This window comes from Sulfolobus tengchongensis (assembly GCF_036967215.1).
In the GTDB taxonomy this organism is placed as follows: Archaea; Thermoproteota; Thermoprotei_A; order Sulfolobales; family Sulfolobaceae; genus Saccharolobus; species Saccharolobus tengchongensis_A.
On sequence record NZ_CP146016.1, the window covers coordinates 910,283 to 932,268 of the forward strand.

Sequence of the window (21,986 nt, forward strand, 5' to 3'; positions counted from 1 at the left end):
ATAAATTAGTGAAAACGCTAAAGGGACGATTCAGGTTCCATTGCGAATTGTATTCTAGTCTCATCATTTTCTTTTATTCAATGTAGAATTAATTGAATAAAACCACCTCAATCATAGAGATAACAATAAATATATGGATATTATTCCATTCATGGAAAGAATTATTGAAAATGTATAGTTATAGGCAATAGCCCAGACAATCTGAGGCAACCTATGAGGGGTTTGGGTCTCATTGAATTTCATATATTTTGTATTCAACTCTCGACCCCCTGGATTTCACCGAAGTCGCATATGCTCATCCTTCTCCATCCCTTTCGGGGGATAACCCCACTCACCCTTTTAAGGTAAGGAAACCCCCACATCTTGTAACTATCCTTACCCCATTCGGGAATTAACCATCCACATCTGAGGTAAGGCTACTATATTTTTTAAACTGTGAGCAAAATTATATAAATTTTACGCTAAGACAGAAACAGTTTTCCAGGGCGTATGATACTTACCACTAGGGAGTTAAACGATTCAGCTAAATTATTAGTGCATAGGAGATGCTGAATTTCTTGAGGTAAGAATGAGAACGAGAGGAGACCTCGATTCACAATACTGAAAATGATAGATGGATTTTGGTCGTCCCGCTCAGGCTGGTTAATTACAACTCGCAAAGGAAACCTGAAAGACCCAAGACGTTTGTTTGGTCGTTTTCATTCTCCTCGTAGGCTATTTCAAATTTTGTGGGCTATTGGTTTTTGGTTTAGGGGTTTAAGAAATTTTTCTCTCTTTTCTATTTTTATTACAGTGAAAGGTATTCTTCTCATTTCTAATATATTATTTCATTTAATTCTTCATAATATTATTATAATTGAATGAGATTATTACAATTTGCAACTGAGCCATGAATTACTCATCTATAGTCTTCCATTCATATATTAACTTAATTGATTAAAAAATTAACTAACATAATTTTGTAAAATTTTAATTATCAATATAAGGCTAAATTGCATTATTCACTTAGGTGAGAATAGTGAAAAATCCAGTATTAATCTGCTCATCAAATTACACCCGTTTTATATGTTCTCTTGATATTTTGATAACTAATTTATCCAAGAGTGTGAGATTATGAAATAGAACTATAGCAGAAATTATTGGTAAAACATAATATACTATTACAAAGTACGTAAAAGAGGACAGAATAGAGAGAATAGTGGCTGTGATTGAAGTAATAGATAAAGCTATGGAATACATTACTATACTCGGTAAGAATACACAACACGATGAACCAGATATCACTCCCAATGAAGGTATCATTACTATTGACTTATTTACCTTACTGGAAATTCCCCATAACTCACTTATTTGTGCTACATTTAGTCCTATTAATATGGCTAAAATTACTCCCATAAAAGTGGAAAAGGGTATTACGTCCCCTTCATAAGGACCTATAAAAAACCAGATCGCTGGACTGTCAGAAACCCATTGCAAGAAATAGGGAAGGGGTGGAGGCACTGAATACCCTATGCCTGCATTTACGCTAAATGAGAAGCTTAACGATCTTATGGATCCCGGTAATAACAAGTAGAAGAAGAAAGAATACAGTATGACATGATATGACATATATAGGGCTAATGAGATCCATAATGACCTCTTTTTCTTATACCTCATTATTCCATTTTTTATATACTTATAAAAAGAAGAGGGAATTATTAAGGCTACGAAAGACCAAAAAAACAGCGTAGATGCGGTTGACCATAACAGTATATCACTCCTACTGTAATAATAGGCAATTAAAGATAATACTAGAAGTATAGGGGATATAATAAGCCTTTTAATCACATTAATAATTTAAGAAAATATGACTAAAAATTTTACTTTAACGCTTAGATGTTGATGATTTTTAAATAATGCCAAATAAATTTAATAACGATGAACTGATTCATACGAATTAAGGTCTCACTAAATTTGACATCCTTTCTTTATAACTTATTCTTAATTCTTAAGTTCATGAAGTCATAAAGATCGCTATCTCTCTCATTAGCTAAATAATCTTATTGAGTTGAAAACGCATAGAACTTTATAAAGATTATCTATTTAAGATTCTGCCTTTTTGCTCAATAGTATTTAATCTTAATTATCCTAATTTAAAGTATACAAAATCTCATAATATATTAGAAACTACTAAAAACAGATTAGGTAAAGGTTAATAGTTGATTGGAAATAGCATTATGAATTACGAGAAGATAAAATTCTTAATCTATATAATAAAATATTACCTACTAAAATTATAAAATTGAGTTAAAAGAAAAATTAAACTTAACCCCAACCCGGAGGAGCCGAGGTAGTCGTTGTAGTGGTAGAAGAAGATGACGAAATTATAGAATATGGAACTGAGACAGAGTTTGATACTATCAAATCTATCCACATACCACTTTCTGCATGACTGTATATTCCACAAGCAATCCAATAATATCCTGCTGATATGTTATCTAAAATTCCTATGGCAGTCTGCCCGCTTGGAACACCATTAATCGTAAAATCAGATGGATTATCTCCAACGTAAAGTAAAATCTTACCATCTTTGGATATGTTTGCATTATTGGGAGTTGGGGTATCATTAAGCACTATGTTAGCATTATGGGGTATTGGTTGATCATTAGTCAATATTATCATTACATTCCATCCAGCTGGAATGTAAATCTTCATCTGCCCATATGCAGTACCATTATAATTAAAGGAGGGACCAGTCGCAGTAACTACTAGGTATATGAAGACAGTCTTATTATTAGGATTATAGGGTAATTGAGTTGCACCAGCAGGTAATGCTACTGTAGATGTAGTAGTGGAAGAAGTTGAAGTACTGGAAGTAGTAGAAGACGACATAGAAGTACTTGTCGTAGATGAAGAAGTTGTCATGCTTGTTAATTGTGATGTTGTAGTTGACGTTGGCCCTAAGTGATGAGACGCAATAAGATATCCTACTACACCTACTATTACTATTACAATAACTACAATAGCTATAATTACCGATGTGTTCATACATCGAAGGTCTTTTGTGCATATTTAAATCTTTTCCCAAATATCTTATCTAATCCTATTAGGGAAATTAGAATATATTACGAACATTTATATATAATAAATTACAATATTTAAATATATTCTACTTTTCATTAACTCTTTCCGATAACTTTTATTGTAAGTTTTGTATAAATATTATTCTTGTGGATCTGCAGATAAAGGATAATAAAGTGTTCTTTAATGGTAAAGAGGAGGCTTTTTCGGTGAGCGGATACCATTTTTCTCCTTGGTTCGATGACATATTTTACGTTTATTCATACAATAATAACCTGTTGATAGATCTCGACTATAAGGAGTTTATAAGCGCCTTGAGGAGAGTAGAGGAGGAGTTAAAAATAGATTATACTGAGTTAAGAAATAATTCATCAAATATTATTATTTACGTCAATAGCGGAAATATACATATAGAGTCAGTAATTGATACTTTTTCACAAAATATTATAACTGTGGTTAATGGTTGCAAGATTAAACATCAAAGAGGACCCATATGTGCTTTAAATGACTGCAGATACGACGGGCTTTTTTATTTATATGGTTCGCTCTACCATTATGTTTTAGCTTTTGATTTTGACTTTACTGTTAATAGTAGGTTATATATTGTTAATCCTTTTTTATTTATTAATGAAATTATATTTAATAAACTACTTAATAGGTTTAAATTTAGCTAAGAAATCTTGTGAATGATAAAAATTTGTTAAATGCATTGTGGAAAAGTTTTAAAAAGAGAGAGTATGCACATTATCTTATGAAAGAAAGAGAAGTAGAGGCTAAAAGATTAGTTGGGAAAAAGAATGTCAGAGGAAAAACATACGAATATGAATATTACACACTGCCATTGAATCTATATTTGCCAAAGTCCATGGTAGAGAAGTTCGGTACAAAATATATGCTACAAGTAGATGAGGATAGCGGTACCATAACAATAAAACCTAAGTCAAGTCATTGATTCCAAAGAGCCTACCTTTGCGAATTATGAACGTTTTGCTAGAAGTATGTATCTTGATAACGTTACTCTTAATCTCGAATTGAATTATTTTTTCATAGGTTTGAGGCGTGTAAAGTTTAAATGCACTTATCAAAAGAACAAAGTAGCCTAATATAGGGAAGAGAAGTAAAATTAATATATAGATATCCTTCAAAAGAGCATACATGATGGAAATTATTACTATGGTAATAAATGAAATGTAATACATCTCGTGAATTCGTGTCCTCCGATAGCCTATTTTGTTCTCTGGCAAAATAAATACAATGTAATAACCATCCTCACTCAATGCAATAGCTTTCTTTACCACATTATAAAATATGTTAGAGTGAGGTTTTTTGTTATAAGTTAGAAATGTATCGCTCTTTCTATGTCGTTCATGTATCTGTTTTTATTTATAATAATCATTCACTAGAAGTGTGACTAGAAAGCTTCACCTCTTTAAAACGCGGAGGAATTTAAAAACCCACAGAAGAACCTCTCTGTTGTTCGTAGCTTTATTTTATTATGAATTGATCCAATGTTATAGTTTACTGACTTCTCACTGCCTCGGAGAGGCTTTCTGCCCGCATTTTTGTAAACTGTGATAAATCCCATACTGATCTTTATGATCAATTATATCTTCTTTAACTTATAAGGATAAACTACAATTTTTAAAAGTTAATCTGATTTCAAATAAATTACAACGATCTCATAAATTACTCAGGTAAGGAGCTTCAATTCATTTTTAAATCCCCATTCATCTGTTCATTAATCTCTGATGAGGACTTTATACATAGGATCAATTAAGAAATATTTTCCATCTTTTTTATATATTATTCTAGCTTTTATTAACTGTTTTAAGGAATGATCAAAGTTCCAATCACTTATCTTTTTACCTAATAAACCCTCGCAAACCTTTTTCAAATTATTCCAGTTAGAGCTTTTCAACAAACCGAGAGCTTTTACTATTACTTTTTCTATCTCACCTAATCTGGCGTATTCATCTAAAATTATCCTAGAAGCAATATTATCCACTTCTTCTTTTGCTTTTTTATGATCGTAGCCTAGACTTCTTAAATTACCGTAATACGTTAGCCATCCTACGATTCCTTGATAAGTCTCTGCTGAATCTTTAATCTCTTCTTCAGTCATATTAATACTGCACCTCTCTTTTCCATAAGCTAAAAAAGACACGCTCTCTTCATAAGAAAAAGGTGAAATTTCTTTTTCGACAATAGGTCTACCCTTAAATTGATTAGAGAATTTTTTCCCTTTACTTTCACCAACCAACACTTTAGATAAACCAATCATTGAACCAGTAAAGATGAACTTAACATCAGAAGTATTATAAGCTGTTGATAAAACTGAGATAAACCAAGGCGTCGTAATATTTTGAACCTCATCAATACCAATAACAACATCACCTAACTTTGTAAGGATATTTTGGAGTGAAAAAGTTGGTTTCTTGTCGATATCTACTTTTAAAACCTTTAGGTCTATCTGAAATCTAAATTTTATTTCGTTGTAAAGGCTACTAGCCAATTGTTTTAATGATGTGATTCCAGAAGCATCGATATAAACTCCGTTAAGTTCATTAACAACTATTTTAACTATTGAAGTCTTTCCGACTCTTTTTGGACCTATTATTAAAGGCCAAAATTTTCCTTGGATAAGCTTCTTTACCTCATTCAAAGTATCTTCCCTATCATAAAATGATTCCCTAGAATTCTTAGGATAAGGATCAAAGACATCACATGCCATATTAGTAACTAATATAGCAATATATATAAGTTTTACAACCTTAGGTATGCCATATTAGTAACTAATATAGCAATATAGTTTGGTTAATCCCCAAATTCACTCTAGGTCACTGTTACTTCCTTTAATATAAGTATCAATTAAGTTCTAATTCCGGTTTTATCAAAAGTTTGTTAGCTATGGGATATGTTTCTTATAAGAGAAAAATTGAAAATGATTAGAGCAAACATAAAGATTATGGATTATTTTTATAGAAATTTTAAGTATAACTAAGACTAGATCTATCTTAGATCTTTGGAAAAAGAATGTAATAATTCAAAATTTTCAACTATCCGACAGTATTATGGAAATTTTCAACTGCTTGATCATTCAATGTTTAATTCAACTGTTGAGATGCTTAACATATGAATAATAATAAATATTAAGAAGACAGAGTACTTGAAGAGATGAAAGGATATCTTATAATTCTATTTCTACTCTTGACCAGTATAATTTTTGTTCAAACCGCTAAGTCTGCTAATGAGCTCAGTTTCCTTAACGTAGGGAATACGATTAGTTACAATATATATGAAACCTCGTCTAGAATAGGAACCTATTTAACCTTTAACATAAGTATGAACTTAACCTGGAACGGAACAGCTTTCGTAATAAATGGAAAATCAATAAATAAAATATACCCTGCAATAAGTACAAATAATGTTACAATAGAGAATGTGAGTGGAGCTTATCCATATCCATTAAGCGTTTGGATAAATGTAGTTGCAGCAGGTACTCCACAGGGATTTTTGGAAACCGGAAAGGAGTTTACTACATATAATGGAATACCTGCAGTGAAATTCGTAGATTATAATAACTATACATATATTTCTTTGCAATATATGATACCATTAAAGTCATATTACAGTATAGATATTAACCCAGTTTCTAATGTAACTTATAGTTCGGACGTAAGCTTAACATCTGCCGATTTAAACTTCTATATGGGATCATATAACGTTTACAATGTTTCTTTCAAATATATATATGAAAACTATACAGTGAATTTATACTTGATAGTGGCCTCCCAAAACGCTAAAATTAACCTTTCGAACTATACAGGCCATTTTGGTATGAACGTTTATGGCTCAAAGTTCATAACGTTATTAATCCCAATAACTACTTTTAATGATTTATTTGGAGTATCCAAATTCATATATAACGGTTCTACTTATCTAATAGTATTAACTTCTACTGGCTATGCTTACTATTATAATTCATCTGTCCCAATAATTGGTAGTATAATTCCAGGAACAAATTACTATATGATTTCCATACCGTATTCAGGGAACTTAACAATAGTATTCGGTAATTCACATTCAAACTATATAGACGGAAGCGTTAATATAAAAAGTTCAGAGATTGGTGGATTACCTATAGTTTACGTGGTCTCTGCAATAATTATCGTTACGGTAGTAGGGTTTGTTAGTTATAGGTTAAGAAAGAAGTAGCTTTGGAATATCGTATGGAGTATTAGCAACTGGTATACCGGCTTCCTTGAATGCCTTAATCTTACTTTCGAACGTTCCCATGCCCATATAAACCACAGCACCAGCATGACCCATTCTCTTCTCCCTAGGTGCGGTCATTCCAGCTATATAGGCTATAACTTTCTTCTTTATCTCACCTTTTTTATACGCCTCTGCTACTCTCTCTTCCATTGTACCTCCGATTTCACCTATTACAATAATCTTATCTGTTTCTGGGTCTTGATCAAACATCCTCACAATCTCTAAGAGACTTGTACCTATTATTGGATCTCCTCCTACTCCTATTACTGTCGATTGACCCATTCCGGAATTTTTAAGTAATTCTGAAACCTCGTATGTTAATGTTCCAGATCTAGACACAATTCCCACATTACCCTTCTTAAATGCCCTAGCAGGAAGTATACCCACAAGACTCTCCTCTGGGACTATTAATCCTGGACAATTAGGCCCAATTATTCTAGAACCTCTTGCCCTAGCATACTTTATTGCCCTAGCCATATCTAAAACTGGAATGTGCTCAGTTATTGTGACAATTAGCTTAATCCCAGAATCCACTGCTTCATATATCGCATCTACTGCATATCTAGCTGGAACGAAAATTATTGAAGCATCAGCCTCATGCTCCTTTACTGCATCTTTCATGGTATCATAAACTGGAACTCCATTAACTTCAGTTCCTCCCTTGCCTGGAGTTACACCAGCGACTATCTTAGTACCATACTTAAGCATTTGTTGAGTGTGAAAGCTTCCTTCCCTTCCAGTTATCCCTTGAACTATAACCCTTGTATTCTTATTTATGAGCGTACTGCATCACCTATCATTTTTAATACATCATCATATACGTTTACTCCATTTTCCCTTAATATTTTCTTCCCTAATTCCTCATTTGTACCTAATAATCTAACGAAAATCGGCTTCTTTATTTCCTTTAACGCATCAACTATACCTAACGCAACTTCATCACATCTGGTTATACCACCATAAATGTTAACAACTATCTTCTTAACTCTGGGATTTCTACCTACTTTTAGAACGCTTTCCCTAACGTGATCCCTACTGGCACCTCCCCCTACATCTAGGAAATCAGCTGGATTTCCCCCATTTAATTTGACTAGATCCATAGTAGCCATTGTCAACCCTGCACCATTACCTATTATCCCTATATCTCCCTCTAATTCCACATAACTATCACGAACCTCCTGCCTTCCTAACTCTTTTAATAAATCTTCATGCCTATATAATGCATTATCCTCTAAAATAACCTTAGAATCTAGAGCTAATAATCTACCATCATTGGTATACGCTAATGGATTGATTTCTACCAACTCAGCATCATAATCTACAAATAGTTTATATAAACCTTGGATTATTGGGGCTAATCCCTTAACTCCTAAATATTTTTCAGCTTCTATGATATCATAACTTCTTACCCCTCTTTCCAGTGGTATTATCATTCTCTTAACGTCCTTAGCTTGTTCTACATCAATTCCTCCTTCTCTAGAAAGCACCAACATTGGTTCTGCAGTTTCCCTATCCAACAAAACTGAGATGTAAAACTCCTTTTCATGAGGTACGAATTCTTCCACTAGGAACTTCTCTATTCCCATTTTTTTCAATTCTAGGATGGTATTATAAACGTCCTCAGTTACTCTGACTAATCCTCTTTTACCTCTAGCACCTTCTAATAGCTGAGATTTGACAACTGCCTTACCTTCCCATTTTATAGGTTCTGACGTTACAACTCCATTGGGTACTGGTATTCCTACTCGCCTAAAAAGGCTCTTTCCCTCGTATTCGTATAACTTCATACCACATAGTTCTCATGTAAAAATTTAAACATTACTATGCATTGCTTAAATTTAGTAAAAGTATTTAAATAAGTTTATTTTATATTTACCCCTTTTCACTAACGTGATAATTGCAAATTCCCTTAAGGATACAGTCATCGCATTTCGGTTGCTTAAAACAGAACGCTCTACCTACAGTTACCATACCTGCATGAAGTAATTTATAATTAAACGTATCTTTCTCAACGTTTTTCTCCACTAATTCCTTAACCTTATTTTTTCTCTCGATTTCAACGTTTAAGACTCTAGATAGAATTCTCCTGCCATATTCTGAAGGTGGAAAGAATGGTTTATGCCCAGCGAAAAGTAAAATTGAATCCGCAGTTTCCTCACCTATCCCGTCAATCTTAAGTAACAGATCTCTATCGTAAAACTTTTCAATATCACCTAAACTTAGGATGATATGGGATATTGTCTTTAACCTCTTGACCTTAGTCCTATAAAAGTTGATCCCGCTTAATATTTCATACAATTCCTCATTTCTAACTTGGTACAACTTTTCAAAGTTGGTTAAACCTTTTTCTCTCATGACTTCTATTTTACTTTTTACAGTTTCCCATCTAGACATTTGGACAAGTATAGCAGATATTATTATTTCTTCTGCACTTTTTAGTCCTCCCCACCATTCGTACGAGGTCGCAGAAGAGACAATCCATCCCTTTTCCTCTAATATTTCCCTATTTTCATCAAATATTTTCAACATATTATAAAATATGTCACGAACCATCACGACTCACTTAGCAAGTATTTAACTAAGTTTGGAGTGCCTATATTAAAGGAGTTAGGTTCCTTAATGTTCTCTATTGCATCCCACAGAGTATTATCGTCTTTCCACGTAATTGGATCATCTAAAAAGGTAGCGCCTAAAATTCTTGCGTATTCCTTGGCATCCTCCAAAGAGGTAGCGCTAATCCAATCTCTGTTATAAACAATTATTGTTGGTTTCTTATACATAACTACAGACTCCATTGCTGTTTTGCCTTGATGAGTTATCACCAATGACGCGTTTGCTATCCATTTTTCCAAATTTGGATCGAAGTCGAACGCAATAATGTTATCGTTATTTTGATAAACTCTATGATTCACTTTGCCAGTTTGTAAAACTATCTTTGTCTTATTTCTATATTTCACAATTCTATCAAATAGCCTTTTAAAGCCCATACTTCCGGTTGTAACTAATATGTACCCTTCGTCCTTAGCTTCGTACTTTGGTTTTTCAACTATGGGACCAACTACAATTCCTTTATTTTCATACAACCTCTTTTGTTCCTTCCAATGAAGGAAAATCCCTTTAGCGTAATTAGATATTATACTTATTGCTTTTCCTCTGGTAACTAACCTATCCTGACTTTCAATTCCATAAACTTTCCCACCTTTTAAAAATTGAAAAAAAGAGGGAAAGATTGAGTGATTGCTACCAGTTGCTACTATTATATCATATTTATTTATTTTTATACTCTCCCAAATTATGGAGAAAAGCCTTTTGATTAACACGAGATTACTCTCATTTGGTTCCCTACCTTTAGGTACTTCGTAAATCTTATTCGCGTACTGAGAAATCATTTGCTTACTATAGAGGTCGCTTCTTGGTATTACGAAGTCTACCTTCTCTGGCATATACTGGGCTATGGCCCTAGCAAACCCTGTATGCCCTCCTCCGCTAGCTATTATTAGAATCCTTGCCACATTAAATTTGTAACAGCTAAAGATTTAAGTTAAGTGACAATAGCGATATTTATGGAAAATTATAAGCCAGTGTGGCTGAAAGGTGCAATAATCTTAGCCGTAAATCTAATAGATAGCGGATACACTCCAGTGGCAGTTGGATTGGGAGAAAGGGATTTCTACGTAGACGTAAAGTCAGATACTAGTATTACCCTAGATGAGGTAAAGAAGGCTATTAAAGATAATGCGATAAATGTGAGCATCGAGAATGGTCAAATTATATATAAGGGTAATAAGATTGCAATAGCTGAAAATCAAATTTCTATTCCATTGAACGCAAATCCCAAATATTTCGAAATATTGAACATATCAACTCATCATCCTAATCCAAACGAGCAATACGTTAGGATCAGAGGAGTAGCATTTGAGACTGAGGAGCAACTAAAGGATTATTTAAACTGGTTAGAGAAAGCAGAGGAAACTGATCATAGGCTAATTGGTGAAAGACTAGATCTCTTCAGCTTTCATGAAGAAGCTGGATCAGGATTAGTATTATTTCATCCTAAGGGCCAGATAATTAGGAACGAGCTGATCAATTTCATGAGAGAGATAAATGATAGCATGGGGTATCAAGAAGTTTACACTAGCCATGTATATAAGACCGATTTATGGAAAATATCTGGTCATTATACCCTTTATAGAGACAAACTCATAGTCTTCAATATGGAAGGAGACGAATACGGAGTTAAGCCAATGAACTGTCCTGCACATATACTAATCTATAAATCTAAACCTAGGACATACCGTGACTTGCCAATAAGGTTTTCAGAATTTGGACACGTATATAGATGGGAAAAGAAGGGAGAATTGTATGGACTATTAAGAGTTAGGGGTTTTGTACAAGATGATGGGCACATATTCCTTAGAGAAGATCAAATAAAAGACGAGGTAAAAATGCTTATTAGAAAAACATTGGAAGTATGGGAAAAATTCGGTTTTAAGGGAGAAGATATTAAGGCTTATCTAAGTACAAGGCCAGATGAAAGTATAGGTTCTGACGAATTATGGGAAAAAGCAACTAACGCATTAATGAGCGCAATGCAAGAACTAGGGATGAAGTTTGACGTTAAGGAAAAAGAGGGTGCGTTCTATGGACCAAAGATCGATTTTGAGATAAGGGATAGCTTAGGCAGATGGTGGCAGTTATCTACGATACAAGTTGACTTCAATTTACCCGAGAGGTTTAAGTTAGAGTATATAGATAAGGACGGAAGCAAGAAGAGACCAGTAATGGTTCATAGAGCCATATATGGTTCCATAGATAGGTTTGTTGCAATACTTCTTGAACACTTCAAAGGTAAATTGCCAACTTGGTTGAGCCCAATACAGGTAAAGGTCCTTCCAATAACTGATGAAGTGAACGAATATGCTGAAAGAGTTCTAGGAGAATTAAGGAAAAATAGAATAAGATGTGAGATAGATTACGCAGGAGAAACATTAAGTAAGAGAATAAAGAGTGCATACGATCAAGGTGTACCTTATATATTAATAGTCGGTAAAAAAGAAGCTAATGAAGGAACTGTAACTATTAGAGCTAGGGGAAATGTAGAGGTTCGGAATATCAAATTTGAGAAGTTCCTAGAGGTGTTAAAAGTTGAGATCGCGCAGAGAAACGTCGAACAAAGTACAATAAAAGTTTTAAAGTCGTGAAAGTTTTTTAGTGTAAGAATCTAAGTTTCTTCTTGTGATAGTTTACGGTCTATATAAGAGCCCTTTAGGATATATCACAGTTGCCAAAGACGATAAGGGATTTATAATGTTAGATTTTTGTAATTGTGTAGAAGAGGAATCTAGAGATGATAACAGTTTTACTGATTTCTTTCATAAGTTAGATCTTTATTTTGAAGGAAAGCCCGTTGATCTAAGAGAGCCAATTAGCATAAAGACTTATCCGTTTAGGTTAGCCACGTTTAAGGAGGTTATGAAGATACCGTGGGGTAAAGTTAAGACTTATAAACAAATTGCCGATGCTCTAGGGACTTCCCCTAGGGCAGTAGGAATGGCTTTATCCAAAAATCCAGTACTTTTAATAATACCGTGTCATAGAGTAATTGCTGAAAAGGGACTTGGTGGATATTCTAGAGGAGTTAACTTAAAGAAGGCGTTATTAGAACTAGAAGGTGTTAATATTATCGATAATTCCAGCTAAGATCATGAAAAAGTTACGAAAATGTTTATTAAACTAATACTGATATATTATTTATGCATGCGGTAATTTTGGCTGGAGGTTATGGTAAAAGATTAAGACCTTTAACTGATGATAAACCTAAACCTTTAATTGAAATAGCTGGAAGACCGATTATTGAGTGGCAAATCTCGTGGCTTAAACAATTCGGAATAACATCTTTTGTAATACTAACCGGATATAAATGGGAGGTTCTTGTAAAGTGGTTAAGTGAGAATGAAAGGAGATTAGGGATCTCGACTTACTTTTCAATAGAGGAGGAACCTTTAGGTACTGGAGGAGCATTAAAGAAAGTAGAAAAGCTACTTAGTGATGAGGAAGCATTCATAGTTGCTAATGGAGACATACTTACTAACTTAGATATAAGTAAGATGAGATTAACAAGCGAAAGCGTTATGGCCATGTCTTTAGTCCCTCTTAAAAGTCCATATGGAATAGTTGAGACTCGTGATGATAAAATAGTAGAATTTAAGGAGAAGCCCATTCTAGAGAATTATTGGATAAATGCGGGAATTTACATGATGAGCAACAAAATCTTTAAGTATTTACCAGAGAAAGGCGACATGGAGAAGACCACATTTCCCAAACTGGCTCGAGAGTCCTTACTATTAGGAGTCAAGTATAATAATGTCTATTGGAGATCAATAGATTCCATAAAAGATATAGAGGAGGCTTCAGAGGATTTATTAAAAATGAGGAGTGGGCTGAGCACTGAGAAGTGAGGATCAAACCCGCGCCTGATTAATAAACTAAGGTAACTTCTCCATCTTCCTCACTATCTTCAGCTAACCACTTTCTTATAGTCTCTTTAACGCCTAGCTCCTTTATGTCCCTCAATAATTTATCCCTTAACTTTCTTATTACCAATTCCCTACAGTCATCCGGTATGTTTTCTTCTATTATTAAAAATATTTGCTTTATTATTTTTACTTCATCCTCTTTTTCTTCCACCATGATATTAGGATAAGTTTAAAAATAATAGTGAGAGCTATGAAACTAATTTACTCTTAACAATATCAACAATTTTAGGCAGAGAAACTTCAACAGGTTCCCTTATTACATAGTCAGCTACATTGTCTAGGGGAGTCTCTTCCATATTTAAAATTATCAATTTCCCTCCTCTCTCTTTCACGACTTGAGGAATTAAATTGGCTGGATAAACTGTTAATGATGACCCAATAGACAAAACTAAATCAGAGTCATAAGCTATGCTCAGTGCTTCGTATATGTTCTTAACGGGTTCCCCAAAGAGAACTACGTCTGGTCTTATTATGCCCCCACATTCACACTTAGGTGGAATATTACCACTTTCTACCATTTTCAAGACTAGTGAGGAATCATAAACTTTTAAACAAGACGCACAATATGATCTCCTCATAGTCCCATGGAGTTCTATAACATTTCTAGATCCAGCTTTCTGATGTAAACCATCTATATTTTGAGTTATTATAGCCTTTATTAGACCCATTTTTTCTAATTCAGCCAAGGCATAATGAGCTTTATTTGGTTGAGCATCAAACAATCCCCTCATTCTTAGAGAGTAAAACTCCCAAAAACCTTTAGGATCTTTTTCGAAGTACTCTATGGTAGCGAGTTCCGGGGAATACTTCTTCCACAATCCTTGGGGGCCTCTAAAATCGGGTATTCCAGAGGCGGTACTAATTCCTGCCCCAGTAAAGGCTATACCATAAGTTGATGAAAATATTTCCTCAGCTATCTTCTCATACTCCATATTATAATCTTCTCACTAGAAAGTAATAAAGCCTAACAGTATGTGAATTCGAAGAAAAAATCTATAATCTAGTTTCGGCATAGCTTTACGAATGGGGACTTTTACTCCCTTACAGACAAAAAGAGCTAAAATTTCATTAGGAGAAAAATAGTTGAATAAAAAATAATAAATTAAATTTTCATCCCTTTAGTTCTTCTGCTGATATGTTACTTTTAGTCTTATATCCCGCAGCTCTAGCTATTAACGTACCAACCACTGAAACTACTAGATTTAATGCTAATGCAGTAATTGCAGCGTATAACAACCCAAATGGTGATGGATATAATGCTGTAGCACGAGGTAGCCCAAAAGTTGCAAACATATATGTTCCGCTTATCATACCAGTTGCCCAGCCGGCAGTAAGCGCCCATGGATTAAACCAGTCAGTATACAGTCCAAGAAATACTGCCGGAAGAGTCTGTGTTATAATTATTCCTCCTAATAATTGTAGATTAATAGCATATGTTGAAGGCACTAAGAATACGAACGCTAGGGCTATAAACTTTATAACGGCAGATATCCATTTAGCTAGGCTAGTCTCGCCTTTAGGAGTAATACTGGGTTTAACTTCCTTTATCACATTCCTTACTAGTAGATTAGCAGATGCTATTGCCATTATGGCAGCTGGGACTAAACCGCCAACAAATATACCTAGCAGCATTATACCAGCTGCCCAATCTGGCATGGTTGACACTACAAGTGCGGGAACAGCCAGAGCTCCACCGTATTTAGTTACTACATTTAGCGCACTGGGGACTGCAAAAACTAAAATGCCAAATAGTGCTATTATGGCCAAGCCGATACCGTAAATCGGTAATAACGCTGTACTGTACATTAACTTGTTCTTGTCGTCTGCACTTAATGACCCATTTATGGCATGTGGATAAAGATATAGCGCTAACGCACTGCCAAAAAATAGACTCCAATAGGCTAGTTGTAAATTACTTGGGAGTACGCTATATTTTGCTAATTGAGCTGAGTTCATTACACTAAAGGCGTGTGTAAATCCACCATACTGTAGTGGTACGATTACAATTATAGATATAACGGTTATCCAAATTAGTATATCTTTAAATACCCCAGTTAACGCTGCACCCCTAAGTCCGCTAGTATATGTAAATGCTGCGAGTATTATAAAGGCAATTATTAATGAAATTTCAGATACTAGAGCTTCATTACCCATACCTAAAAGCATCATTTGTAAAACTGACTTCATACCTACTATCTGCAACGCTATATATGGTAACTCGGCAACTACTCCGGTTAAGGCTACTAGAACAGCCAGGATTCTACTGTTAAACCTATCTTTTACGAAGTCAGCGGCTGTAACATAGCCTCTATTTCTAGATACTGCCCATAATCTTGGCATAGTTAACATAGCTATTGCGAACGTTAGGGAAACATATGGTACTGCGAAAAAGTATATAGCACCTTTAGCGTAAAGACTAGAAGGTACTGCGATGAAAGTATAAGCCGTGTATAGATCTGCACCCATTAAGAACCAAATCAGAATAGTACCTAATCTTCTTCCTGCTAATCCCCATTCATGAAGTAAATCTAGATTTCCCTTTCTCCAATAAGCTCCGTAAAAGCCAAGAAAAATGAATATTACGAATAGTACTATGAAAGATATTATACCAGCTAGCCCTAACATCCTACTCACCTTCTAGCGAGAAGAAGTGCAGCTATTGAAAAGAGTATTGTTGATATGGCAAGCCATAGTGTTTGATACCAGTAAAAGTACGGTAGGCCTCCTAGGTCCGGTTCCACTTTATTATAGGTTGGTATTGCAAAATATGCTATAAATGGTATTACAATTAATATTCCAGCTAAAATAGTTCTACCGTTTACCACTAATGATCACTAATTAGAGACACAAAATTCACATATATAATTCTTTCTTTCATATTATTGCTTGAAACATTAAAGCATTTAAGAAAAGGTATTAATTATTATGAAAAGAAAACTGTGATGATAATTATCTTCTATACAATTGAGATAGAACGTACTCGGCTAGTTGGTTAATTTCTTTTGGCATAGGTAGTTCATTAAGTGAAGTATAAATTGCTTCTTTTTTAAATGGAATTTTAATTATTTTATCAGTTAAATCAACAATTTTACTAATATCTATTTCTTGTCTAGGATTATACATATTTATCACTGATGACAAGATGTTGAATCTGATTAAATCGCACCCTAAGGTGGCGGTCAATTCATTTTTCATATATTCTTCAAATATCCTCATGAATGCTATGCTTTCTTCTAATAGTATCTGATTAGGAGGTAAAACCAGAATTGCGTTGTAATCTATTTTCTTCTCGTTAAGATAAATATAGTAAGCTTCGAGCTCATTATCTAAACAGACATCTGATGGTATTGGAGGATTGTCGACGATCATAAGATCGTAATCCGTGAAATTACTGTACGCTTCAGCTAGTTTCTCTGGTTCTACGATTCTTATTTTTCTACTACAGCCCAAATTAATTACCGTTAAATTGTCTACATATTTAAAATAGTTTGATGAAAATGAATTTCCTAGTAGAAAAGATAACAAATTACCTTTTATATTATATATCTTGCTTAGTGTAGATGTTAAATCTTTATCAACCAATAATATCTTATGATTAGTGCTAAGTGCTTTTGACAAAAAATAAGCTATAAATGATTTCCCTACACCTCCTTTAACGCTCACTATATCTAGTCTTTCCATTCTTAGAAATATTTGATTATTGAAATTAAATAGTTTAGCACTTTTGCCAAGACGCAAAAGTGAAGATATGCCAAAGATAAAAGACTAGTCATACAGCGAGAATAAAGCAAAAGTTTATAAGTTAGAATGTATAGAAATCTCACATGGCCAAGAAAAGAAGCAAATTAGAAATCATACAAGCCATACTAGAAGCTTGTAAGGTTGGTTCTCCAAAGACAAGAATAATGTATGGTGCAAATCTAAGCTATGCTCTAACCGGAAGATACATAAAGATGTTAATGGATCTAGACATTATAAAACAAGAAGGCAAACAATACATGTTAACTAAAAAAGGCGAGGAACTATTAGAGGATATACGAAAATTCAACGATATGAGAAAGCAAATGGATCAATTAAGAGAGAAAATAAATGGAGTACTATCCATAAAGCAACAACAATAATCAAATAATTAAAAATTTTTTTACTTAATAGCAGATTTTTCTATTTGAACTCCCATTAGTTCAGCTATTTTTGATTTTAAGCCTTTTACTAACTGATCTAAATCATTTATCACTTTTTTACTTAAACTTTCGAAATCAGTCCTATAAGTATACGCCCTCCTCCCTTTTTTAGAGACATCCATTTTTTCCTTAATTATTATACCTTTTTTCTCAAGATTTAGGATTGATTTATTCACTACAGATTTAGTTATATTTAACTCCTTAGAAATATCTTCCATTGTTAATGGAGTTTGAGATTTAATTAGTAGTTTTAAAATTTCTATGTCTCTATCGGTAAGACCGTAAAGAAATTCTATTACGCTAAATACATTAGCTGTCCTACCATCGGGCATGCTTATTTCAGTTTTACCTTGCATAAATAGAGGATTTCATAAAACTCTTAAAAAACTTTTGGTAACTTGTAAACCGAATTTATAATGATAAAAGAGAATAGTTAAAAATACTATAAAGGATTTAATGTTCCATTTCTTAATGCATATAAAGCCCTTATCAGTTCAGCATGACTCCACGCTAAGGGGGAAACAGATGGATAAGTGCCACTTTCACTAATCTGTTCCGGAATTATTCCAGTTGGAAGTGAATTTGAAATTACCCAATCTATTTTTTCCTTAGCTTTCTCCTTTTCACCCATTAATGAGTAAACCTCAGACAACCATAATGTTGATATAAACCATACATTTGGATTGCTACCCTCTTTCAGATATAAATCGTTTTCATATCTAGCTAATCCTCCTTTAACGTTTAATTTCTCGACAACGGTGTTCAAATTCTTGATAAATCGAGGATCATTTATAGGAATAACACCAAATATTGGCGCTAATAATGTGCTTGAATCGATTGTTTTATCTACATTGTAAATGTTACCATCTTTAATTTGCAATGTTCTAGCGTAATGGTCGCCAACCCAAAAGAAATCTAACGATTGATACATCTGCCTTGCGACCCTCTCATACTTAGATGCTATATCATCTTCTCCGAAAAACTTTGCGAAATTAGCTGCAGCTTTTAGACCTGCTATAACGGTTATAGTGGTGTAAAAATGAACTCCACTCCTCTCCTCCCACAAATCAAAGGACGGAAGTGGTAAACCAGTTTCTTTATCCCTATAATTAACTAGGAAGTCGGCTATACCTTTCACCATGGGTCTATAGTAAGTTTTTATAAAATCCACATCTTTCCATTTAGAAAAGTGGAACCAAAGTGCGTAGAGGAATAAAGCGCTCTCATCTTCCTGTATAGGCAAATAATCTAAAGTCCAAGGATGCCATGTGGAGCCAAAGTGACCATCCACGGTGTACTTATGGAACAGAGCGTTATTTATTGTTACAAGTTTTTTAGTAAATTCAAAAAATTGTCTTGATTTATCAAAATAGCCCATCAATTCCAAAGCGGTGATGCAGAATGCTGCATCTCTATGCCATACATAATTATAAGTGTCCCTATTAAATCTCAGGATATCAGTATCCAATGATGCTATTATTGCACCGTTATTTTGAGCATGCGCTTGGAGAACTAGCAGACTTTTCTTTAAGGTTGAGCTATACTCGCCATAATCCTCCACCTTGCTTAACCACGCCTTCCAATAATCCTTAATCCTCTTCAGTAATAATTGAGGGGTTCTCTTTTTCACATAATCGTTTAAACGCCTTATTTCATCGTAGTTTTTACCAGCCACTAACCAAATGTAGAAATCATTATACGCTTTGAAACTTACGGCAAAATCCACAGAGCCTTGAGAAATCGGATTACCTGAAAGTTCCCCATCCTCACAATCCTTCCACGTACCTAAGAGTCCCTTATACTCCTTAGTCCCCGTAGCATATTGATAAAATGGAATAGAGGAAGATACTAAAAACCATCTAGATCCCTTATATTGTATCATAGCCTCAGAATATGGGTCAAAAAGCGCTGTATCACCATCTGGATTACCTCCAACGTGAAAATCAAATGAAATAAATATTCTGACATCTTTATCATCGCCACCTTTTAATGAAACCTTTCTAATCCAAATATCATATGCCATGTCGATTGCGTCTTCTAGATAGAAATTGATATCCATGAAAGAGAACGTAGAGGAGACTGCAAAAGTATCATCAACGTAATTAATTTTAGGATTTAAATCTTGCAACCAACTGAACTTACCATTTACCCAAACTCCAAATCTTGATCTATGCAGATTATTAGAAGTAGATAATGGCCAATACAATTCTCTAATTGCAAAACTACTATCATACAACATGGTTAACGTGCCATTACCGATAATTAAGTGCCTAGTCATAACATTTCTCTCTCAATCAGTACTTAATAAGCAATATTTAACTTACCATTGAATTGTCAAAAAGACTAACGTTGGCAATTCATTAGCTATTATGCTAAACATAGAATATACCCATTACAAGGGTTAAATACAAAGTATATGAGATTCAATGAGACCCAAACCCTTTTAGATATTTAGAATAAAATTTTAAAATGAACCTTTAATGACCTTAGTTGAAGATCACCGTTTTATCATACGTGTGTTTCTTTATTATTATCCTCTTTATCCCTTTTGTTAAATGTTCTTTAACAAAAATCTTTATGTGAAGATCTAGCATACTATACCCAGTGATATGCCTATTTATCTTCAGAAGAGATCTGAGATTGGACGATAATACAGGGTTAATTAGAGCCTTACAAGAATGCGATGAGGTAATACCGGCCTTTATAATAGATCTCAGGCAAGTTGGTGACGAAAATGAATACAAATCTGATTTTGCACTTAACTTTATGTTTAATTCACTAAATGAGTTAAATGAAGACCTAAAAGCGCGAGGAGCTAAACTTCACGTTTATAATGGAATAGCTGAAGAAGTTGTTAAGGGTTTAATCAAAGATGATATAATTGATGCCGTTTATTTTAATGAGGATTACACACCATTTAGCAAAATGAGAGATGAGATAATAACCCAGTATTGCTTAAAGAACAATAAGGCTGTAAGGTCTTTCGAGGATTACCTGCTCGTTTCAAAAGAGGATTTTAAAAACTATAGAAATTTTACATCTTTTTATAATGCAGTTAAGAACAAACAAATAAGAAAGCCTCTTACAAATACTTATACTAATTACTATAAAAAGTCCGTAGGAGATGAAGTTGAGTTACCTAATAGACGAGAAGGGAGAGGAGGTAGAAAGGAGGGCATTGCATTAATTGAGAGGGCTAAGCGAATTAACTATGATAGAAGGGATTATCCAGCTGAGGATAACGTAACATTTCTTTCGCCTCATCTTAAATTTGGCACAGTCTCAGTTAGAGAAGTTTATCACTCCTTGAGTGATAACCAAAAACTAGTTAGGCAACTTTATTGGAGGGATTTTTATACTTTATTAGCATACTACAACGAAAGGGTATTCTACGAGCCACTTAAGAAAGAATATAAATGTATCGAATGGGAGAACAATGAGGTTTTATTTAAAGCTTGGACTGAGGGAAGAACAGGGTATCCAATAATAGATGCGGGAATGAGACAATTAAGTTCCACTGGCTATATGCATAATAGGGTTAGGATGTTAACTGCTTTCTTTCTAGTTAAGGTTCTTCTAATTGACTGGAGAATTGGTGAAAAGTATTTTGCAACTAAGCTAATAGATTACGATCCTGCAGTTAATAATGGAAACTGGCAATGGGTAGCCTCCGTAGGAACTGATTACATATTTAGAGTATTTGATCCTTGGAAACAGCAGAAAATTTATGATCCTGACGCAAAATACATTAAAAAGTGGGTAAAAGAACTATCTGATTATAATCCAGAGATAATCCATAACGCGTATAAATATAATTTAAGGAACTACCCTAAGCCAATAGTGGATTGGAGAATTAGAGTTAATCTCGCAAAGAAGCTCTATGATAAATGTAAACAAGTTCCTTTTTCGAATTCTCCATAACGCTGAAGTTTAG

The 21,986-nt window shown here is 33.9% G+C and carries 22 protein-coding genes; 8 read left to right on the forward strand and 14 right to left on the reverse strand.

Features of this window, described 5'->3' with window-relative positions; translation table 11 throughout:
- Positions 1–1,050 precede the first annotated feature (1,050 nt).
- Both V6M85_RS04085 and V6M85_RS04090 read right to left on the reverse strand, forming a co-directional pair.
- Positions 1,051–1,827 (reverse strand): hypothetical protein, encoded by a 777-nt coding sequence (locus tag V6M85_RS04085; RefSeq protein WP_338603320.1) that lies wholly within the window; start codon positions 1,825–1,827, stop codon positions 1,051–1,053.
- Positions 1,828–2,304: 477 nt separating this feature from the next.
- Positions 2,305–3,027, reverse strand: coding sequence for a sulfocyanin (locus V6M85_RS04090; RefSeq protein WP_338603322.1), 723 nt, complete (start codon positions 3,025–3,027; stop codon positions 2,305–2,307).
- Between the two features lie 182 nt (positions 3,028–3,209).
- Here V6M85_RS04090 and V6M85_RS04095 point away from each other — a divergent pair, with 182 nt between their 5' ends.
- Complete coding sequence (locus tag V6M85_RS04095) at positions 3,210–3,734, forward strand: hypothetical protein (RefSeq protein WP_338603324.1); 525 nt, start codon at positions 3,210–3,212, stop codon at positions 3,732–3,734.
- 77 nt (positions 3,735–3,811) lie between these two features.
- Positions 3,812–4,012, forward strand: a complete 201-nt coding sequence (locus tag V6M85_RS04100) for a hypothetical protein (RefSeq protein ID WP_338603327.1) — start codon at positions 3,812–3,814, stop codon at positions 4,010–4,012.
- A 786-nt stretch (positions 4,013–4,798) separates the two neighbouring features.
- Here the strand turns inward: V6M85_RS04100 and V6M85_RS04105 are convergent.
- Positions 4,799–5,791, reverse strand: a complete 993-nt coding sequence (locus V6M85_RS04105; protein WP_338603330.1) for an ATP-binding protein — start codon at positions 5,789–5,791, stop codon at positions 4,799–4,801.
- A gap of 443 nt (positions 5,792–6,234) precedes the next feature.
- On the opposite strand from V6M85_RS04105, the gene V6M85_RS04110 reads away from it, so the two are divergent.
- Positions 6,235–7,275 (forward strand): hypothetical protein, encoded by a 1,041-nt coding sequence (locus tag V6M85_RS04110; protein WP_338603333.1) that lies wholly within the window; start codon positions 6,235–6,237, stop codon positions 7,273–7,275.
- On the opposite strand, the gene sucD is transcribed toward V6M85_RS04110, so the two are convergent.
- The 4 genes from sucD to V6M85_RS04130 form a co-directional block, all read right to left on the reverse strand.
- The gene (sucD, locus tag V6M85_RS04115) at positions 7,261–8,112 is read right to left on the reverse strand and encodes a succinate--CoA ligase subunit alpha (protein WP_338604585.1); all 852 of its coding nucleotides are present in this window, start codon (positions 8,110–8,112) and stop codon (positions 7,261–7,263) included. The two genes, V6M85_RS04110 and sucD, sit on opposite strands and share 15 nt — an antisense overlap.
- A complete protein-coding gene (locus V6M85_RS04120; RefSeq protein WP_338603336.1) occupies positions 8,109–9,122 on the reverse strand; it encodes a succinate--CoA ligase subunit beta in 1,014 nt (337 codons plus the stop codon). Before V6M85_RS04120 ends, sucD begins: the two co-directional genes overlap by 4 nt.
- Before the next feature lie 85 nt (positions 9,123–9,207).
- Positions 9,208–9,888: an endonuclease III domain-containing protein gene (locus tag V6M85_RS04125; RefSeq protein WP_338603338.1), complete on the reverse strand. Its 681-nt coding sequence runs from the start codon at positions 9,886–9,888 to the stop codon at positions 9,208–9,210.
- Positions 9,888–10,847 (reverse strand): UDP-N-acetylglucosamine--N-acetylmuramyl-(pentapeptide) pyrophosphoryl-undecaprenol N-acetylglucosamine transferase, encoded by a 960-nt coding sequence (locus V6M85_RS04130; RefSeq protein WP_338603340.1) that lies wholly within the window; start codon positions 10,845–10,847, stop codon positions 9,888–9,890. Before V6M85_RS04130 ends, V6M85_RS04125 begins: the two co-directional genes overlap by 1 nt.
- Before the next feature lie 51 nt (positions 10,848–10,898).
- Here V6M85_RS04130 and thrS point away from each other — a divergent pair, with 51 nt between their 5' ends.
- Genes thrS through V6M85_RS04145 form a run of 3 tightly spaced genes read left to right on the forward strand, consistent with a single transcriptional unit; the run spans position 10,899 to position 13,793 of the window.
- Positions 10,899–12,536, forward strand: coding sequence for a threonine--tRNA ligase (gene thrS, locus V6M85_RS04135; RefSeq protein WP_338603342.1), 1,638 nt, complete (start codon positions 10,899–10,901; stop codon positions 12,534–12,536).
- 34 nt (positions 12,537–12,570) lie between these two features.
- A complete protein-coding gene (locus V6M85_RS04140) occupies positions 12,571–13,035 on the forward strand; it encodes a methylated-DNA--[protein]-cysteine S-methyltransferase (protein WP_338603350.1) in 465 nt (154 codons plus the stop codon).
- A 44-nt stretch (positions 13,036–13,079) separates the two neighbouring features.
- On the forward strand, positions 13,080–13,793 hold the full coding sequence (locus tag V6M85_RS04145; RefSeq protein ID WP_338604588.1) for an NDP-sugar synthase: 714 nt from the start codon (positions 13,080–13,082) through the stop codon (positions 13,791–13,793).
- Positions 13,794–13,812: 19 nt separating this feature from the next.
- On the opposite strand, the gene V6M85_RS04150 is transcribed toward V6M85_RS04145, so the two are convergent.
- The 5 genes from V6M85_RS04150 to V6M85_RS04170 form a co-directional block, all read right to left on the reverse strand.
- Complete coding sequence (locus tag V6M85_RS04150; RefSeq protein ID WP_338603352.1) at positions 13,813–14,025, reverse strand: hypothetical protein; 213 nt, start codon at positions 14,023–14,025, stop codon at positions 13,813–13,815.
- A 34-nt stretch (positions 14,026–14,059) separates the two neighbouring features.
- The gene (gene cobB, locus V6M85_RS04155; protein ID WP_338603354.1) at positions 14,060–14,803 is read right to left on the reverse strand and encodes an NAD-dependent protein deacetylase; all 744 of its coding nucleotides are present in this window, start codon (positions 14,801–14,803) and stop codon (positions 14,060–14,062) included.
- A gap of 178 nt (positions 14,804–14,981) precedes the next feature.
- The gene (locus V6M85_RS04160) at positions 14,982–16,496 is read right to left on the reverse strand and encodes a sodium:solute symporter (RefSeq protein ID WP_338603357.1); all 1,515 of its coding nucleotides are present in this window, start codon (positions 16,494–16,496) and stop codon (positions 14,982–14,984) included.
- A 5-nt stretch (positions 16,497–16,501) separates the two neighbouring features.
- Positions 16,502–16,696, reverse strand: a complete 195-nt coding sequence (locus tag V6M85_RS04165) for a DUF3311 domain-containing protein (protein ID WP_338603360.1) — start codon at positions 16,694–16,696, stop codon at positions 16,502–16,504.
- Positions 16,697–16,820: 124 nt separating this feature from the next.
- Positions 16,821–17,552 (reverse strand): ParA family protein, encoded by a 732-nt coding sequence (locus tag V6M85_RS04170; protein WP_338603363.1) that lies wholly within the window; start codon positions 17,550–17,552, stop codon positions 16,821–16,823.
- A 143-nt stretch (positions 17,553–17,695) separates the two neighbouring features.
- Here V6M85_RS04170 and V6M85_RS04175 point away from each other — a divergent pair, with 143 nt between their 5' ends.
- Entirely contained in the window at positions 17,696–17,992 is a 297-nt protein-coding gene (locus V6M85_RS04175; protein WP_338603366.1) for a winged helix-turn-helix domain-containing protein, read from the forward strand.
- A gap of 20 nt (positions 17,993–18,012) precedes the next feature.
- Here the strand turns inward: V6M85_RS04175 and V6M85_RS04180 are convergent, their stop codons facing one another.
- Both V6M85_RS04180 and V6M85_RS04185 read right to left on the reverse strand, forming a co-directional pair.
- Positions 18,013–18,408 carry a helix-turn-helix domain-containing protein gene (locus tag V6M85_RS04180; RefSeq protein ID WP_338603368.1) on the reverse strand — a complete coding sequence of 132 codons (396 nt, stop codon included), beginning with the start codon at positions 18,406–18,408 and terminating at the stop codon, positions 18,013–18,015.
- Positions 18,409–18,494: 86 nt separating this feature from the next.
- Positions 18,495–20,330 (reverse strand): glycoside hydrolase family 15 protein, encoded by a 1,836-nt coding sequence (locus V6M85_RS04185; RefSeq protein WP_338603370.1) that lies wholly within the window; start codon positions 20,328–20,330, stop codon positions 18,495–18,497.
- Positions 20,331–20,656: 326 nt separating this feature from the next.
- Here V6M85_RS04185 and V6M85_RS04190 point away from each other — a divergent pair, with 326 nt between their 5' ends.
- Positions 20,657–21,973, forward strand: coding sequence for a deoxyribodipyrimidine photo-lyase (locus V6M85_RS04190; protein WP_338603372.1), 1,317 nt, complete (start codon positions 20,657–20,659; stop codon positions 21,971–21,973).
- Positions 21,974–21,986: the final 13 nt, after the last annotated feature.

What these genes read in the sequence shown, in the direction of transcription:
- V6M85_RS04110 (WP_338603333.1), top strand. Translation starts at nt 6,235, where the DNA reads ATGAAAGGATATCTTATAATTCTATTTCTACTCTTGACCAGTATAATT.
- thrS (WP_338603342.1), top strand. Translation starts at nt 10,899, where the DNA reads ATGGAAAATTATAAGCCAGTGTGGCTGAAAGGTGCAATAATCTTAGCC.
- V6M85_RS04175 (WP_338603366.1), top strand. Translation starts at nt 17,696, where the DNA reads ATGGCCAAGAAAAGAAGCAAATTAGAAATCATACAAGCCATACTAGAA.
- V6M85_RS04125 (WP_338603338.1), bottom strand. Translation starts at nt 9,888, where the DNA reads ATGGTTCGTGACATATTTTATAATATGTTGAAAATATTTGATGAAAAT.
- V6M85_RS04105 (WP_338603330.1), bottom strand. Translation starts at nt 5,791, where the DNA reads ATGGCATGTGATGTCTTTGATCCTTATCCTAAGAATTCTAGGGAATCA.
- V6M85_RS04170 (WP_338603363.1), bottom strand. Translation starts at nt 17,552, where the DNA reads ATGGAAAGACTAGATATAGTGAGCGTTAAAGGAGGTGTAGGGAAATCA.
- V6M85_RS04185 (WP_338603370.1), bottom strand. Translation starts at nt 20,330, where the DNA reads ATGACTAGGCACTTAATTATCGGTAATGGCACGTTAACCATGTTGTAT.
- cobB (WP_338603354.1), bottom strand. Translation starts at nt 14,803, where the DNA reads ATGGAGTATGAGAAGATAGCTGAGGAAATATTTTCATCAACTTATGGT.
- V6M85_RS04090 (WP_338603322.1), bottom strand. Translation starts at nt 3,027, where the DNA reads ATGAACACATCGGTAATTATAGCTATTGTAGTTATTGTAATAGTAATA.
- V6M85_RS04150 (WP_338603352.1), bottom strand. Translation starts at nt 14,025, where the DNA reads ATGGTGGAAGAAAAAGAGGATGAAGTAAAAATAATAAAGCAAATATTT.
- V6M85_RS04160 (WP_338603357.1), bottom strand. Translation starts at nt 16,496, where the DNA reads ATGTTAGGGCTAGCTGGTATAATATCTTTCATAGTACTATTCGTAATA.
- V6M85_RS04180 (WP_338603368.1), bottom strand. Translation starts at nt 18,408, where the DNA reads ATGCAAGGTAAAACTGAAATAAGCATGCCCGATGGTAGGACAGCTAAT.
- V6M85_RS04100 (WP_338603327.1), top strand. Translation starts at nt 3,812, where the DNA reads ATGAAAGAAAGAGAAGTAGAGGCTAAAAGATTAGTTGGGAAAAAGAAT.
- V6M85_RS04120 (WP_338603336.1), bottom strand. Translation starts at nt 9,122, where the DNA reads ATGAAGTTATACGAATACGAGGGAAAGAGCCTTTTTAGGCGAGTAGGA.